The sequence below is a fragment of the Empedobacter sp. R132-2 genome, from assembly GCF_030324375.1.
GTDB classification, from domain to species: domain Bacteria; phylum Bacteroidota; class Bacteroidia; order Flavobacteriales; family Weeksellaceae; genus Empedobacter; species Empedobacter falsenii_B.
Genome location: NZ_JACAGG010000002.1, coordinates 1 through 17,001, shown reverse-complemented (window position 1 = coordinate 17,001; position 17,001 = coordinate 1). Strand labels below are relative to the sequence as shown.

The following is a 17,001-nucleotide window of genomic DNA, read 5'->3' as shown; positions in this document are numbered from 1 at the left end:
TCCATAATTTCTCAAACTTTTATGTTATGATTCTTTCTCTTTTTTGGAAACAATATCAATTTTTCCGTTTGGATATTTTTTATCTGTTTTGATTACTGTAATATATTTAATTTCATCTGGACTCATTTTCGTAAAAATACTTTTATCAACTCTCTCTCCATCAATAAAAATTGCAGGTCTACTATTTTCATATTCAGAAATAGATATAGAACTTGGTACAATTCTATTTAAAACTTTTTCATTTGAATTTTCTTGTGCAAAACTCAACATTGGAAGAAATGCAAAAGCTAATAATATTTTTTTCATAAATCGTTAATTTATATAAAGTTAATTAAATATTTTATAAAAACTAATTTTTGTATGTTCGTTTTACAGATTGAATTCCTTCAATATTTTTCATTTCCATCATGATTTTTTCTAATTCGGCTTTATTTTTAACTGAAACTGTAATCTTTCCATCAAAAATACCTGCATCCTCAGATAAATTAATACTATGCATGTTCAACGAGTTATTTTTTGAAATAACTAACGTAATATCACTCACCATTCCAGCTCGATCCAAACCTTGTAACTCAATCAACGCTTTAAATTCTTGTTGAGAAGAATCAATCCATTTCGCTTTTATAATTCTGTACGCATAATTTGCTTGTAACGAAACTGAGTTTGGACAATCTACCTTATGTACTTTTATTCCTTTTGAAACTGTGATAAAACCATATACTTTGTCACCCGGAATTGGATTACAACAACTCGCTAATTCATAATCTAAACGCTCTTCATCATTCCCAAAAACAAGACTATCTAATTTCGTTTTGTCGATAGAAATATTATCTTTTTTAGTTGTATTGAATGTTGATTTTCTGAAACGGTTAATCAATCCTGTGAAACCAGTATTTCGTTCTGCAAATTTACGTAAATCATTGTTGTCAATAATTCCCATTGCAACATTATAAAATACATCTTGACTCGAACTTAACTTAAAGTATTGCTGTAACTGATTAATCGTATTTTCACTAAAATCAACCTTTAAATGTCTTAATTTACGTTGAATAATTTCTTTTCCATCTTCTGCAACTTTACGTTTATCTGAGTTTAAAGAAGCTTTAATTTTACTTCTCGCTTTACTCGTTACAACATATTCTAACCACTCTAATTTTGGTTTTTGTTGTGTTGATGTAATGATTTCTACTTGATCACCACTTTGCAATTGATGCGACAGCGGATACAATTTTCCATTCACTTTTGCACCCAAACAATGGTCACCAACATTGGTGTGAATAGAGTAAGCAAAATCCAACGAACTCGCTCCTTTTGGTAACGAATGCAAGTCTCCTTTTGGCGTAAAAACATAAATCTCTTTGGAGTACAAATTGAACTTGAAATTATCCATAAACTCAATCGCATCCTTAGTATCTTCTTGCTCCAACATTTCACGAACTTGATGAATCCATTCATCAACTTTCGTTTCGTCGTCCGATATATTTTCTTTGTATTTATAATGTGCTGCGATACCCATTTCGGCAACTTCGTCCATTCTTTCGGAACGAATTTGTACTTCTACCCAAAGCGCTTGTGGTCCCATAACCGTTACGTGAAGCGATTCATAACCAGTAGTTTTGGGTTGAGAAATCCAGTCGCGCATACGTTTTGGATTTGGAATAAATAAATCCGTCACCAACGAATAAATTTTCCAAGCTAAGAATTTTTCATTCTTTTTATCTGAACGATAAATTACACGAATCGCAAACAAATCAAAAACTTCCTCGAAAGGAATTCCTTGATTAATCATTTTTCGATAAATTGAATTGATTGATTTTGAACGACCTTTGATCTCAAATTCTAAACCTTCGGCTTCAAGTTTTTCTGAAATAGTCTTACAGAAATCATCAATGTATTTTTTTCTTTCGGCTTCAGTTTCTGTTAATTTATGTTCAATATTAAAATATGCATCTGGTTTAGTGTATTTCAAACTCAAATCTTCTAGTTCAGATTTGATGTTATACAATCCCATTCTGTGAGCCAAAGGCGCATATATAAAAATAGTTTCGGATGCTATTTTTAACTGTTTATCCTCTCGCATACTTTCTAACGTACGCATATTGTGTAAACGATCGGCAATTTTGATCAAAATCACACGCACATCTTCAGATAAAGTCAGTAATAATTTTTTATAATTTTCAGATTGTATCGAAACATCTTGTTTATTTAAGACAGCAATTTTTGTTAATCCATCTATAATTTTTGCAATCTTTTTTCCAAAAAGTTTCTCAATATCTTCTAACGTATATTCAGTATCTTCTACTACATCATGCATTAAAGCCGCAGAAATTGATGTAGCACCAAGCCCAATTTCGTCAGCAACAATTTTGGCAACAGCAATCGGATGATAGATATATGGCTCGCCTGTTTTTCTACGCTGATCTTTATGCGCATCAACAGCCAAATCAAAAGCTTTACGAATCAGCTTTTTATCTTCATCTGATAAAGTGACATATGTATTTTGAAGCATCTCTTTATAACGTCTCGTTATCTCAATGTTCTCTCTCTCTAATTGTTCGTCTGTAATAACATGAGGCGTATCCATCTTTCTTATGTTTTTGTTGATTTAGAAAAAAGCTTTAATTCCCTTTATTTATCTGCTTTCTTCGAAGGATTAAATATACAATATTTTATTTTTTATTGACTATAATATTCAACTGATTTTATCACGTTTTTTAAGTCTTTATTTTTAATCAATCTAATTTATAACGTACTTTTTACACTATTAATTTAATAATAAAAGTTGATTAATATAATCTGATTTTATCAATTTACAATTATATACTACTTTTTATTGTATAGTTGATAAATAATTAACTGTCCTAAAACAAACATTTTAAACTTTATTATTAATTCTAAACATTTTTCTAACTTAACAAAACAAATAAAACACAGCACACACATAAATGGATTACAAAACTTTATACTCAAAAAGTATTGAAGAACCTGAACTTTTTTGGAAAGAAGAAGCGCAGAAATTAGCATGGTCAACTTACCCTGAACAAATCTTAAAACAAAATGAAAACGGATATTATTCGTGGTTTGTTGACGGAAAAATAAATATGAGCCGTTTGGCTTTGGAGGAAAATATAAAAGCTGGACGCGGAGAACAATTTGCTTTAATTTACGATTCTCCTGTTACAGAAGTTGTTCAAAAAATTACGTACAATCAGCTTTTAGAAAAAGTAAGTCGTTTTGCAGGAGGTCTTACATCCTTAGGATTATCAAAAGGTGATACAGCAATTATTTATATGCCTATGATTCCAGAAGCAATTGTTGCGATGCTTGCTTGTGCGAGAATTGGTGTAATACATTCTGTTGTTTTTGGAGGTTTTGCAGCGCCAGAATTAGCTATTCGTATTGATGATGCTCAACCTGATGTTATTATTTCTGCGTCTTATGGAGTAGAAATTAATCGTCAAATCAACTATAAACCATTGATTGATGAAGCAATTGAATTAACACTTTACAAACCAAAAAACATTGTCATTTTTGAACGTCCAAATCACACCGATGATTTATCAGCAGAAAACGTTCATACCTATGATGAAATGTATCAACATCAACCTATAGAACCTATCGAAGTTCCAAGTACACATCCATTATATATTTTGTATACTTCTGGAACAACTTCTACGCCAAAAGGTGTCGTACGCGATACAGGAGGTTATGCAACTGCACTAAATTCGACAATGAACTATTTTTATGATTTAGAACCAGGTGATACAATTCTTACTGCAAGTGATATTGGTTGGGTTGTTGGACATTCCTATATCGTTTATGCGCCGTTAATTTATGGTGTTACAACGGTTATTTATGAAGGAAAACCAATCAAAACTCCTGACGCTGGAGCTTTTTGGAGAATGGTTGAAGAACATAAAATCAAAAATGTTTTCACAGCTCCAACAGCAATTCGAGCAATTCGAAAAGAAGATCCAGAAGGAAAATTATTCCAAAAATACGATACGTCAAGTCTGAAACGTTTATTCTTAGCAGGAGAACGTTGTGATACATCTACTTATTATTGGTTAAAAGAAATTTCAAAATTACCCGTTATTGATCATTGGTGGCAGACAGAAAGCGGCTGGCCAATGTTAGGAATTTGTGTTGGAATCGAAAATATAATGCCTGAACCTGGCGCAGCTGGATTACCTGTTTTTGGGTATAATATAAAAATTGTAAATGAAGAAGGACAAGAAAATGATATACGAGAGGAAGGTTCTATCGTGATTCAGCTTCCACTTCCTCCTGGTTGTATGACAAGTTTATGGCGAAATGAACACCGATTTATAAAAGGTTATTTTCAACAATTTCCGAATCATTATTTAACTGGTGACGGAGGTTTTAGAGATGAAAATGGTTTTGTATTTATTACAGGTCGAACTGATGATATTATTAATGTCGCTGGTCATAGGTTAAGTACTGCAACAATGGAAGAATTGGTTTCTTCTCATCCTGATATTACAGAATGTGCGGTTGTGGGAATTAAAGATGAATTGAAAGGTCAAATTCCAATAGGTTTGATTGTTACAAAAGAAAACGCATCAAAATCGGAAGAAGAAATCGAAAAAGATTTGATTGCTTTATTACGCAAAGAAATTGGCGGAATTGCCTGTTTCAAAACATCTATAATAGTTAACAGACTACCAAAAACACGAAGCGGAAAAATATTACGCAAAACTTTATCTCAAATTGCAGACGGAACACCATTCACAATTCCATCTACAATTGATGATGCTACAGTTTTAGATGAATTAATTCACGAATTTTCAAGAAGAAACGTAGGTCTAGCCTTTGCGATTTCGTCAATATAATCCATTTTATTCATTCACTATTTCAAAAGCAGTAATTCCTACTATTACTGCTTTTTTTATTCATTTTTACATAAATTTGAATTAGAAATATCATTCAATGCCAAATCAATCCAAATCATTAGAAGATGTGCACGAAAGTGTTCAAATCAAAAAAGGAAAGTTTAGAAAAATCCTAAGTTTTTTTGGACCTGCCTACTTAATAAGCGTTGGTTACATGGATCCGGGAAACTGGGCAACCGATTTAGCAGGCGGCAGCCAATTTGGTTATACTTTGATTTGGGTTTTATTGATGAGTAACATAATGGCTTTGTTATTACAAAGTTTATGTACACGTTTGGGAATTGTTCGACGAAAAGATTTGGCGCAATGTAACCGAGAAACTTATCCGAAAGGAATGAATCTCATCTTGTATATTTTAGCCGAAATAGCTATTGCAGCTTGTGATTTAGCAGAAATTTTGGGAATGGCAATTGGTCTAAATTTACTTTTTGGAATAGATTTGATCTATGGTGTTTTAATCAGTTTCTTAGACACTTTTCTCCTACTTTATCTTCAAAAATTAGGCATGCGAAAAATGGAACTTTTCATTGTTGGTTTAATCACGATGATTGGTTTATGTTTTTTAACCGAAATGTTTTTAGCAAAACCAGATTTTGGAGAAGTTGCAAAAGGATTTATTCCATCTATTCCAAATAGCGCTGCATTGTATATCAGCATTGGTATTATCGGCGCAACTGTAATGCCGCATAATCTTTATTTACATTCTGCACTCGTCCAAACGCGGCAAATAAAACGCGATGATTTTTCAATCAAAAAAGCCCTCAAATATAACTTTTGGGATAGCGCAATTGCTCTGAATTTAGCCTTCTTTGTCAATGCTGCAATCTTAATTTTAGCTTCATCCGTATTCCATAAAAACGGCTATCACGATGTTGCAGAACTGAGCGATGCTTATAGATTATTGGGGACAACTTTAGGAACAGATTTGGCTCCAAAATTATTCGCAGTTGCTTTAATTTTAGCTGGACAAAGCTCTACAGTTACAGGAACTTTAGCTGGACAAATTGTGATGGAAGGATATTTACATCTACGTATTAATCCTGTTTTGAGAAGAATTTTGACACGATTATTAGCCGTAGTTCCAGCAGTTGTAGTCATTCTTATTTTTGGAGAAAAAGAAGTCGGTTCTTTACTAATTTTCAGTCAAGTTATCCTAAGTATGCAATTGGCTTTTGCGGTAATTCCGTTGATTCATTTTGTGAGTGATAAAGCGAAAATGGGGAATTTTGCAATCAATACAACAACCAAATTTTTTGCATGGACAATCGCTTTTATTATTTCATTTCTGAATGCGCAATTGGTGTATGAAGAAGTTAATAAATGGATGGCAAATAGTGAATCTTACACTTTAAATATTTTTCTTATAGCGTTAGAAATAGGACTTTTAGTTTTATTATTGCTGACATTTTTTATTCCAATTATGTTGAAGAAAAATGAAGAACATCAAAAGGAAATTCATGAACCATTTGAGAAGTTTACGTTAGAAGAAATTTCGAATCAACATTTCAAAAAGATTGTTGTTGCGTTAGATTTTTCGAAAACGGATAGAAAAGTGATTAATTATGCGACACAATTAGCTACTACAGAATCTACCATTATTTTGGTTCATATTGTCGAAAGTGCTTCTGCAAAATACACGGGAGAGCGTACGAATGATGAAGAATCTCTGTCAGATTTGAAACGTTTAGAACAATATGCAGAGATCATTCGACCTTTGTTTAATGAAACTAAAATCGAATTAGGTTACAATAATCGAATCAATTCAATTGCTGAAATTTGTAAACGAAATCAAGCAGATTTGTTGATTGTTGGTTCGCACGGACACCGAGGTTTTATGGATTTTATTTTTGGAGAAACGATTAATAAATTAAGGCATCGCGTTAATATTCCGGTCTTTATTGCAAAATAATAAAAAGCCATTCAGAATTTTTCTGAATGGCTTTTTGATTAGATTAAAATATAAAAATTATTTGATCGATAATAATTCAATCATTTCTTTATTTTCTTGTAAAATAGCATGATCTAAAGCAGTTTTACCATTATTATCTTTAATGTTTAAATCTGCACCAGCTTCGATTAGTTTTTTGGCTTTTTCATTTTGACCAAATGTTACAGCAAAAATCAAAGCAGAAGCTCCATTAAAATTCACTTGATTAACATCAGCCTTATTCGCAATTAGTAAATTTACCATTTCAGGAAATCCTCTAAAGACGGCTCCCATCAACGCATTGTTTCCAGATAAATCTTGCGCATTAGGATTTGCTCCTTTTGATAATAATACTTTCGCAGCGTCTGAACTGTTATTATAAATCGCTAAAATTAAAGGTGTAAATCCACGTTGATTTGCTTCATTTACATGTTTTCCATTCGAAATTAATTCTTCTATTTGCTTCACATTATTTTCTCTCGCCGCACTAAACAAATCTTGTGCATAAATTGAAGAAAAACTGAATAGAAATAAGGCTAAAAATATATACTTTTTCATGATAATATTGATTTTATGAAAGTCATGGAGCCAAACTCAATCGACTCCAATCCAATAGAAATTATTTTGGTAAATATTGCTTTACATCGCTCATAGAAGTATTTGTAGCCTTCATCAAACGTGTTCCATATTCTGTATTTGCTTGGTAAAAATGTGCAATCATTTTATGAACAATTACTTTATTTTTAACCGAATTTAAAGCTCCAGATAAATTTTTGATTAAGTTATCTTGATCTTTTTTAGAGAATGATTTGTACAAATCTCCAGCTTGTACAAAGTTATTTTCTTTATCAATGACATGCTGAGTTGTTATAGCTCCTGCAGGAAAAACAGATTTTGAATACTTGAATTTTGCATTATCTACAACCTCAGGAAGATTAGTTGAAGGTTGATAATTTACATCACCTTTTTGCTCACGGATCGACATATAACCGTCTTGATTATATGTTTTTACACTATTTTTTGGTGCATTAACAGGAATTTGTTGGAAATTACCCGTTAAACGATGACGTTGTGTATCAGAATAGGAAAACAAACGACCTTGTAACAATTTATCTTCAGAAGCTTCAATTCCTGGAACCAACGTAGCTGGAGCAAATGCTGCTTGCTCAACTTGTTGAAAATAATTCGTTGGATTCTCATTCAATGTCATTGTTCCAACTTTAACTAACTTTACAACAGATTCTGGCCAAATTTTCGTTACATCAACAGGATTGAAATCTAATTTATCAAAATCTTCTCGTTTCAATAATTGAACATATAAATCCCATTTCGGAAAGTTTCCTTTGTCGATTTCATTACGTAAATCTAATGTTGCATGTTCTATTTCAGTCGATTGAATTTTATTCGCTTCTTCTTGTGTTAAATTTTTCGTTTCTTGTTGAGGAACCCATTTGTATTTCACATAAGTTACTTCACCTTTTGCATTTACCCATTTGTAAGCATGTACACCATTTCCTTCCATTTGACGAAAATTTGCAGGAATTCCATAATCTGAAAACAACCACGTTAACATATGCGTAGACTCTGGTAAATTAGAGAAAAAATCAAATACACGATTTGGATCAGATGCGCCATTTGTTACAGGAGATGGCCTGAAAGCATGCACCATATCTGGGAATTTGATCGCATCTCGAATAAAGAAAACAGGTAAATTGTTTCCAACTAAATCGTAATTTCCTAGTTCTGTGTAAAATTTAACAGCAAATCCACGTGGATCACGATAAGTTTCTGGCGAACCTTGTTGATGCGTTACAGTTGAAAAACGTACAAATAATGGTGTTTTTTTACCAGCTGTTGACAAGAAATCAGCCATTGTCACATCAGAAAAATCTTTATCAGCTACAAATTCTCCGAAAGCTCCAGCTCCACGCGCATGAACAACACGTTCTGGAATACGTTCGCGATCAAATGCTGCTAATTTTTCAATTAAATGAATGTCCTCCAACAAAACTTGTCCGTTATTTCCGATTGTTTTAGAATTTTGATTATCTCCAACTGGAGCGCCTGTGTTTGTTGTTAATTGTTGGGCAAATCCAATCGTAGAAAGGAATGCTAAACTTAATACTAAACTTCTTTTGATCATTATTATAGTTTTATTCTTTATTTATCATTTTAAGACAGAGCAAAACTAAATCTGTTATAATTATAAATCAAATCTATAAAATCTATTAGATATAATTAATTTTTATAATAATTATAACCCAATCCTTTACAAGGAAGAAAAAGGTGATATATTATTTCGCAATAAATGAATAAATAAAAATGATGAAGAATTTTAGAAATAAAAAAAAACCACTTATTTAGCGGTTTTGAGAGATATTATTTAATTTTTTCTAAATCGTTGAAAAGACATAGAAGGTTTAATTTTTATCGATTCATTAGCTATTAATACCATTAAATTCAAATGCTGATTGAACATCCATAGTGAATTTCCTTCAACCTCTACTCCTTGTGGAGTTCTGATAAGTTCTAAATTTGTGTACATCATAATCTATAATTTTTTGGTTGACGCTAATATTGTGTTAAAAATAATTTTTAATGTTAATTTCATTTAACACAACTGATAAAATTAAAAGTTTCTAATAAAATTCAGTATTTTGTATTTGTTTTTTAATAAACATAAATTATACCAAAAAATATACAAATGGTTTCCTTCATGTTAAATTTTAAGAAATTTGACTCCAACCAACTTTATCTTTATGATTTTCAATAAAATATTTTTTTGTTGGCTCATAAATCGAAGAAGAAAGTGTCGGATCTTGTGAAAGAATAGCTTCTACACATTTTCTTGCAGCATACAAAACTTCTTTGTCTTTCGCTAAATCAGCAATTTTAAGATTGAGAACTCCACTTTGTTGCGTTCCCATCATATCACCAGGACCACGCAATTCCAAGTCAACTTCTGCTACCTGAAAACCATCATTAGTTTCACACATTGTCTGAATTCTACGTTTCGAAACTTCATTCAATTTCCCTCCCGTCATCAAAATACAATACGATTGTTCCGCTCCACGACCTACGCGGCCACGAAGTTGATGCAATTGAGAAAGTCCAAAACGTTCAGAATTTTCAATAATCATCACCGACGCATTTGGGACATTAACACCTACTTCTATCACAGTTGTCGCCACCAAAATTTGAGTTTCATTATTTTTGAAACGATTCATTTCAAATTCTTTATCCGCAGGTTTTTGACGACCATGCACAATACTTATCGCATATTCTGACAACGGAAAAGCACGAGAAATACTCTCGTAACCATCCATCAAATCTTTCAATTCTAACTTTGCTGATTCTTCAATCAGTGGATAAACCACATAAATTTGACGACCTTTCGCAATCTCATCTTTCATAAATTTGAAAACGCTTAAACGATGCGCATCTGTTTTATGAAGTGTTTTGATAGGTTTTCGTCCTTTTGGCAATTCATCAATCACCGAAACATCCAAATCGCCATACATTGTCATCGAAAGTGTACGTGGAATTGGCGTGGCTGTCATCACTAAAATATGTGGTGGAAGTTTAGCTTTTCTCCAAAATTTAGCACGTTGAGCGACTCCAAAACGATGCTGTTCATCAATAATCGCTAATCCTAAATTCTGAAAAATCACATTATCTTCCAACAAAGCATGCGTCCCGATAATGATTTTAAGTTTTCCATTTTCAAGATTTTCTAAAATTGGTTGACGCTTTTTCTTTGTCACCGAACCCGTTAATAACTCAACCGAAACATCCAAACCATTCAATAATTCTGTAATACTTTCGTAATGTTGTTGCGCAAGAATTTCTGTTGGTGCAATTAAAGCTGCTTGAAAACCATTGTCGACAGCAATCAACATCGTTAATAATGCAACCATCGTTTTTCCAGAACCAACATCACCTTGCAACAAACGATTCATTTGCGCAGGTTGACGAAGATCAAAGCGAATTTCTTTCATCACTCTTTTCTGTGCATTTGTCAATTCAAAAGGTAAATATTCATTGTAAAATGTATTGAAATAATGACCAATTTCTGGGAAAGGATTACTTCTATTCTTTTGTTTATTGACTGCTTTTTGAGAGAGATTTGCAAGATTTAGAAAGAAAAATTCTTCAAATTTCAGACGACGAATTGCTGCATTTAATTCTGTTACATCTTTCGGAAAATGAATTGCTTTCAACGCGTCATTTCTTCCAACTAATTTATAATGATCGAGAACATTTAAAGGTAAATTCTCAGGAATATCAATATTTTCAGCAAAAAGATTCATCATCATTTTTTGAAGAACACGATTCGTAATTCCTTTTTTCGTCAACTTTTCAGTACTCGGATAAACAGGAAATAATCCAAGCGGAATATTTTTAGCGTCTTCAACTAATTCAATTTCAGGATGTGTAATACTAAAATTATTATTGAACACATTTGGTTTTCCGTAAATCACAACTTCTTTGAAAAGATCATTTCTTAATTTCTCCTTTTGCCAAGAAGAAACTTTAAACCAAACTAATTCTAAAGTTCCAGTTCCATCTTGAAATTTCCCAACTAAACGTTTTACTTTTCCTTGGTTAATTTCTTCTAAACTAACAATTTTACCTTTCAATTGTATTTCGGCTGCTGTTGATGAAATTTCTGAAATTTTATAGAATTTCGATTTATCAACATAACGAAAAGGAAAATGCTGTATCAAATCTTCGTATCTAAAAATTCTGAATTCACTTTGCAGTGTTTTAGCACGCTCAGGTCCAGCACCTTTTAAATATTCTATTGTTTTTTTTAATGGATTTTGATACATTTTTCTACTTTCGAAAGTCGCAATTTACCAAATTTTAACGATAAACAATGTCATCATTGTTACAAAATAAGCTCGTAGAATTGCTTTATATTTGTAACAAATTAGAATCAAATGAATTTAACAGAATACATCAACAAAGGTTTATCATACGAAGATTATATCACACGCGTTGAAGATGATTTGGAAAACGAAATCGAAAACGATGATCCGAAAGAATATGTACAATATTATGCTTTGGGATTGCAACGCATGAACAGAATTTTTAAAACATTCAGTTTAAATCCTGCTCAAGAAATACGCGTTAAATCAACTACAAATAATTTAAAATTATTAGTAATTACAGAAGGTTGGTGTGGAGATGCATCTCAAATTTTACCTGTTGTGGAGAAATTGGCAAATGCACTTCAAGTTTCGACGCATTATGTTTTACGTGATGAAAACATGGAGTTGATGGAAAAATACAAAACAAATGGTGCAGCTTCTATTCCGATTATTATTGGAGTGAATGATGAAAATGAAGAAGCTTTCCGTTTTGGTCCTCGTCCACAAGCTGGAATGGAAATGTTGGCGCGTTTCAAAAGTAATCCTGATACGTATTCAGCAGATGATTTTCACGAAGATTTACAAAAATATTACAACAATAATAAAGGTGAAGATATTGTAAATGAAATTTTAGATTTGATTGACGAAAACATCGGTAATTAATCATTTTTTTCTATTTGTTCAACTTGATATTTGTTCGCATCTTTGTGTAAGATTTTATTGAAAAAGAAAAATGAAAGGAAATAAGCAAATTATTTTTGCCATCGTTGTAGTTGTCGCTTTAGTCGCTATTATGTTTACGCCAATTGGTACATTTTTTAAAAGTAAAATGGAAGATAATAGCCACGTTGCTGGTTCTGATATAGAATTAACAGAAAGTGATTATGATATTGATTTAATTGGTCATAACGGCGCTGCGAATACAAACTTGATTGATTTCAAGAAAAGTGGTGAAGTTGTTTTCCTAAATTTTTGGGGAAGCTGGTGTCCTCCTTGTGTTGCAGAAATGCCAACAATTCAGAAATTGTATGAAGCAAAAGGACAAAAAGTAAAATTTGTATTGATTGCTATTCAGGATAAACCGACAGTTTTTAATCCTTTTTTGCAAAAAAATAATTATACAATGCCAGTTTATGAGCCAAATAGTCCAATTTCGAATAATATGTTACCAAAGGTTTTTCCAACAACTTATATCTTAAATAAAAAAGGTGAAGTTGTGTTGAAAGAAACAAAAACGAGAGATTGGAACGATAAAGAAATTAATGATTTATTAGATAAATTAATCGCTGAATAATTTCATTCAAAAAGATAAAAAACCGTTATTAAATGATTAATAACGGTTTTTTTTATATCTGTAATTTAATTTTCTCTCATCAATGCTAATTGCAATAAAGCAGTTGTTGTATTTTGATTACGTGTAGTAGCACTTACATTAAATAGATTTTCGAAAAAATTATTGGTCAATTTTGTTTTTCCGTAACCAGAAGGACAATACAAATAAACGACATCATCAGCAATAAAATATTGTTCATCTTCAGTTTTCGAATTTTCAACTTTTTCAGTATTTATTTCCTCAGGTTTATTGGCTAAAAATGTATAATGCAAAAACTCTTTATCGATGCTAAAATCCTTTAAGAATGGATTATTTTCGATGATGTTTTTTAATTTTTCGATGGTTAAAATCAAAATTGGAACTTCAAAAGATAAACTTTCTACAATTTTATCGTGAATTAAATCTCCAATTTCTTTGATATCAGTCAAATTTGTCGAAAAAACTGCATTTCCACTTTGCACGTAAGTGGTAACATTTTCCAGTCTAAGTTCCTCTAAAAGTTTGGTTAAAACATCCATTTTGATGATTTTTTTACCACTCACATTTATACCTCTCAGAATTGCAATAAAAGTATTCATAAAACTATCTCTATTTACGAGAAACTTTGTTTAAAATTATGAAAATAAATATAATAGAAATTTTAAAACAAATCCCTAATTGTTACGATAATTTTGATAAATTAGCATCATTCTGAATAATAAAAAAACTAATAAAACCTATGACTACAAACAGATTAGAAGCTTTTAGCGATGGCGTCCTTGCAATTATTATTACCATTATGGTTTTGGATCTGAAAGTTCCGCTTGGAGATGATATAATGAGTTTGAAACCTTATATCCCAAAATTTCTGAATTATTTGTTCAGTTTTATTTATGTTGGAATTTATTGGAACAATCATCATCATCTTTTTCAGGCGATTGAGAAAGTAAATGGCGGAATTTTATGGAGTAATTTGCACTTGCTTTTTTGGTTGTCTTTATTACCAGTTTCCACAGGTTGGATGGGCGAAAATTACGACTCAACTTTTCCAGTTGCTTTTTATGGATTTGTCTTATTTATGAGCAGTGTAGCATTTATGATTATTGAAAAAATCGCTGTAAAACAAGAAGGAAAAGAATCAATAATTGGGAAATCTGTGAGTAGAAGTTTTAAAGAAATTTCTTCGAGTATTGGTTATTTGGCTGGAATCGGAATTTCATTTGTAAAACCAGAAATTGGTATTGTCATTTATGCTTTAATTGCTTTACTATGGCTAATTCCAGATAGAAGAATTGAAAAATCGATGCGATAATTATTGATAATTTTCCACAGAATCAATTAATTTTTGAAGAAGATTAGATGTAGAATCTTCTTCAAAATTTTTAAAAGATTGTCCTAACCATAAATTAGTAAACGCTGTATTTTCGTTCAATTTAGAAGCATTTCTCAACGGATTTGTTAATTTATTTTGATAAGGATAAGGTAAAACAAACTCAGAGTTTTCAAATAAATGAATAAATTCATTCTCAATTCCTCGTGCATATCTTCCAGAAAAACTTTTCGTCAAGATAATTTCACTTTCCCTTACATTTTTTAATCGTTCTTTTTCGAAGGATTTTAAAGCACTTTCATTGGAACACAAAAACAAACTACCAATCTGAAAAGCATCTGCACCCAATTGTTTAGCAGCCAAAAGTGTTTTCGTATCATAAATTCCACCAGCAAAAATCAACGGCTTTTTTACAACATCCTTTACTTGCGAAAACAATGAAAAGCCACCAATTTGAGGCAAAATATCTGGATTAAATGTTCCACGATGCCCACCTGCTTCAATTCCTTGTACACAAATCACATCAATATTCGATTTTTCCAATTGTATCGCTTCTTCCAGCGTTGTACAAGTCCCTATTAATGTCACATGATGTTCTTTAAGACGATTAATAGAATTATCGTCAAAATTGCCAAAAGTAAAACTCAAGATTTTGCACTTTTCTTGTAAAATTACTTCTATTTGTTCCTTATAACCATTTGGTTTTACAGCTTCAATCTCAGGAAAAACGATATCAAAGTTTTGTAGACGCGCAAGCTCAATTAACTTATTTTTTGTTGCATTATACTTTTGCTTTAATTCTGGTGTGATTTCAGGAATATCGTTCGCAAAAATATTGATAGCAAAAGGTTTATTCGTTAATTTTTTGGTTTGATAAATTCGCTTCAATGAATTTTCTGCATCCAAATCAGCAATTGGCAAAGAACCTAAACAGTTACAATTACTTGCTGCAGCAACCATTTCTGATGTCGTTACTCCAAACATTGGCGCTTGAATAATCGGATATTTTACGCCAAATAATGCTGTTAGTTCATTTTGCCAAATCATCTTTTTTTACTTTAAATTTTCTTTCAATTTAGGCATAAAAACTTTTATCGCAGGAAGTAAATCCTCAAAAATTGGATTGTTTTTATTCTTCATAACCACTTCCAAAAACAACTTTAAACCTATTGCAAATTCTACTGATTGATTTTCATTTTCGAACGGATTTTTAGATTTTATCATTTCAATAATCTTAAAAATCTCATCATGATTCATAAAATCTAAAACGATTGGAGCCTGTAATGGTGCATCTTTGTCTAATAATTCGGTCTGTTCTAACGTTAATTTGTAGTGATTTCCTTTCTTTGTCATATATCTAATTTTTCCAAAAGTAACAGATTAGAATTATCAAAAATTAAAATGATTATTCGTTTAATTGATTGATTAAATCAATAATATTTATTCAAAAAAAGAGTCACATTTCTGCAACTCTCTTTTGTTATTTATCAACTCCTTGATTTACTTGCTTATGACGTTCATTCATTGCTTTCATTTCCGCCATAAATTCTTTGTCTGTCACAACTTTTCCCTTTGTTGGCAAAGTAATCACAATATCTTTATCTAAAATTTCGATTTCTTTCATTGTAAAAATAGCCTTGAACTCATCTTCTGACATTTCTGCTTTCACAATCAATCCTGGTAAATTTGCATAACGATAAGGACCATCTCTATAAGGTAAACTTGTTGTATACCACGCTATCACCTCTCTTCCTTCCTCATCTATTCCAACTGCTTTTGTCGCGTTATAACCTGCTATTTCTGTTTTTTCTTTTGTGATTTTCCATTGATAATCAAAGATTTTATCTTTAATCAAAAAGGTTTTCACGCCAAAATCTTTCACATTATAAAATTCATTTTTTTCATAATCTTTATATTGTGGATTTGCTTCTGCAGCAATAATCATCTGCACAATAGAATTGTCATTGGATTGATTATTATCAATTTTAATTTCAGGTTTGAAAGAAGACATTTTACCATTACTCTCCAATACAAATTTCACCGAAATTCCGCGATCTATTTCACTTTTGAAACTCGCTTGATACGCAGCAGGGATACTACTTTTGATCTTATCGAAATCTAAAATAAAATCTGTGTTGTAGATTACTTTTATGTTCTCCTTTTTAGTTTGTGCAAAAGAAATAATAGACGAAATAGTTGTAAAACATACCGAAAATATAAGTTTTTTCATGTTATAATAATTTATGGTTTTGTTATTCTCAAAAGTAAAGAAACAAAGGTAATGAATTTGTTAAATAAGGCACAATAAATCATATCAGATTCATAAAATATAATTTAAAAATTTAACAATTTCCTAAAATTGAGAATCAAATAAATTGAAAGAATAAATATTACTTTTAAAATATATTGACGACCAAAATTTATGAAATTACAAAAAGGAATTACAGGTTTTGACTCCACTCCTAATATACAACAGAAGATTTAGAGAAAATTCTGAAAAGAATTAAATATCCATTTACCAAGACAGAAGTTATTCTGAAAATGAATGATTCTTACCCGTTGTGCATATTAAATAATTTGAGTTTTTAGATTATTAATATTTCGATTAAAGTATGTTTTATTAATGTACTGAACCACAGTAAGTG

The 17,001-nt window shown here is 31.2% G+C and carries 15 protein-coding genes; 5 read left to right on the top strand and 10 right to left on the bottom strand.

The annotated features are described in order from the left end of the window. Positions 1–24 precede the first annotated feature (24 nt). Both HXZ69_RS01765 and HXZ69_RS01760 read right to left on the bottom strand, forming a co-directional pair. A complete protein-coding gene (locus HXZ69_RS01765) occupies positions 25–306 on the bottom strand; it encodes a hypothetical protein (RefSeq protein WP_038335788.1) in 282 nt (93 codons plus the stop codon). 43 nt (positions 307–349) lie between these two features. Continuing rightward, positions 350–2,584, bottom strand: coding sequence for a RelA/SpoT family protein (locus HXZ69_RS01760; RefSeq protein ID WP_286494810.1), 2,235 nt, complete (start codon positions 2,582–2,584; stop codon positions 350–352). Positions 2,585–2,945: 361 nt separating this feature from the next. On the opposite strand from HXZ69_RS01760, the gene HXZ69_RS01755 reads away from it, so the two are divergent. After that, complete coding sequence (locus HXZ69_RS01755; protein WP_115000246.1) at positions 2,946–4,853, top strand: AMP-binding protein; 1,908 nt, start codon at positions 2,946–2,948, stop codon at positions 4,851–4,853. 97 nt (positions 4,854–4,950) lie between these two features. Continuing rightward, entirely contained in the window at positions 4,951–6,822 is a 1,872-nt protein-coding gene (locus HXZ69_RS01750) for an Nramp family divalent metal transporter (protein ID WP_038335783.1), read from the top strand. A gap of 57 nt (positions 6,823–6,879) precedes the next feature. On the opposite strand, the gene HXZ69_RS01745 is transcribed toward HXZ69_RS01750, so the two are convergent. The 4 genes from HXZ69_RS01745 to recG all read right to left on the bottom strand — a co-directional run bounded on the left by HXZ69_RS01745 (position 6,880) and on the right by recG (position 11,672). Continuing rightward, the gene (locus HXZ69_RS01745) at positions 6,880–7,398 is read right to left on the bottom strand and encodes an ankyrin repeat domain-containing protein (protein WP_286494809.1); all 519 of its coding nucleotides are present in this window, start codon (positions 7,396–7,398) and stop codon (positions 6,880–6,882) included. A gap of 61 nt (positions 7,399–7,459) precedes the next feature. Further along, positions 7,460–8,983: a catalase gene (locus HXZ69_RS01740; protein WP_180906765.1), complete on the bottom strand. Its 1,524-nt coding sequence runs from the start codon at positions 8,981–8,983 to the stop codon at positions 7,460–7,462. 240 nt (positions 8,984–9,223) lie between these two features. Next, a complete protein-coding gene (locus HXZ69_RS01735) occupies positions 9,224–9,388 on the bottom strand; it encodes a hypothetical protein (RefSeq protein WP_181816300.1) in 165 nt (54 codons plus the stop codon). A 178-nt stretch (positions 9,389–9,566) separates the two neighbouring features. Continuing rightward, positions 9,567–11,672 (bottom strand): ATP-dependent DNA helicase RecG, encoded by a 2,106-nt coding sequence (gene recG, locus HXZ69_RS01730; RefSeq protein WP_286494808.1) that lies wholly within the window; start codon positions 11,670–11,672, stop codon positions 9,567–9,569. A gap of 111 nt (positions 11,673–11,783) precedes the next feature. Here recG and HXZ69_RS01725 point away from each other — a divergent pair, with 111 nt between their 5' ends. Together HXZ69_RS01725 and HXZ69_RS01720 are read left to right on the top strand one after the other, a co-directional pair. After that, positions 11,784–12,377 (top strand): thioredoxin family protein, encoded by a 594-nt coding sequence (locus HXZ69_RS01725; RefSeq protein WP_115000253.1) that lies wholly within the window; start codon positions 11,784–11,786, stop codon positions 12,375–12,377. Positions 12,378–12,447: 70 nt separating this feature from the next. Then, the gene (locus HXZ69_RS01720; protein WP_115000255.1) at positions 12,448–13,008 is read left to right on the top strand and encodes a TlpA family protein disulfide reductase; all 561 of its coding nucleotides are present in this window, start codon (positions 12,448–12,450) and stop codon (positions 13,006–13,008) included. 65 nt (positions 13,009–13,073) lie between these two features. On the opposite strand, the gene HXZ69_RS01715 is transcribed toward HXZ69_RS01720, so the two are convergent. Continuing rightward, positions 13,074–13,625, bottom strand: coding sequence for a DUF1697 domain-containing protein (locus tag HXZ69_RS01715; RefSeq protein WP_115000257.1), 552 nt, complete (start codon positions 13,623–13,625; stop codon positions 13,074–13,076). Between the two features lie 140 nt (positions 13,626–13,765). On the opposite strand from HXZ69_RS01715, the gene HXZ69_RS01710 reads away from it, so the two are divergent. Beyond that, positions 13,766–14,338, top strand: coding sequence for a TMEM175 family protein (locus tag HXZ69_RS01710; RefSeq protein ID WP_115000259.1), 573 nt, complete (start codon positions 13,766–13,768; stop codon positions 14,336–14,338). On the opposite strand, the gene HXZ69_RS01705 is transcribed toward HXZ69_RS01710, so the two are convergent. From HXZ69_RS01705 to HXZ69_RS01695, 3 genes are all read right to left on the bottom strand, one after another. Beyond that, positions 14,339–15,403: an NAD(P)H-dependent flavin oxidoreductase gene (locus HXZ69_RS01705; protein ID WP_221854445.1), complete on the bottom strand. Its 1,065-nt coding sequence runs from the start codon at positions 15,401–15,403 to the stop codon at positions 14,339–14,341. Positions 15,404–15,409: 6 nt separating this feature from the next. Continuing rightward, positions 15,410–15,709 (bottom strand): DUF3861 domain-containing protein, encoded by a 300-nt coding sequence (locus tag HXZ69_RS01700; RefSeq protein ID WP_221854444.1) that lies wholly within the window; start codon positions 15,707–15,709, stop codon positions 15,410–15,412. Between the two features lie 127 nt (positions 15,710–15,836). Further along, on the bottom strand, positions 15,837–16,586 hold the full coding sequence (locus tag HXZ69_RS01695) for a GLPGLI family protein (RefSeq protein WP_286494806.1): 750 nt from the start codon (positions 16,584–16,586) through the stop codon (positions 15,837–15,839). Positions 16,587–17,001: the final 415 nt, after the last annotated feature.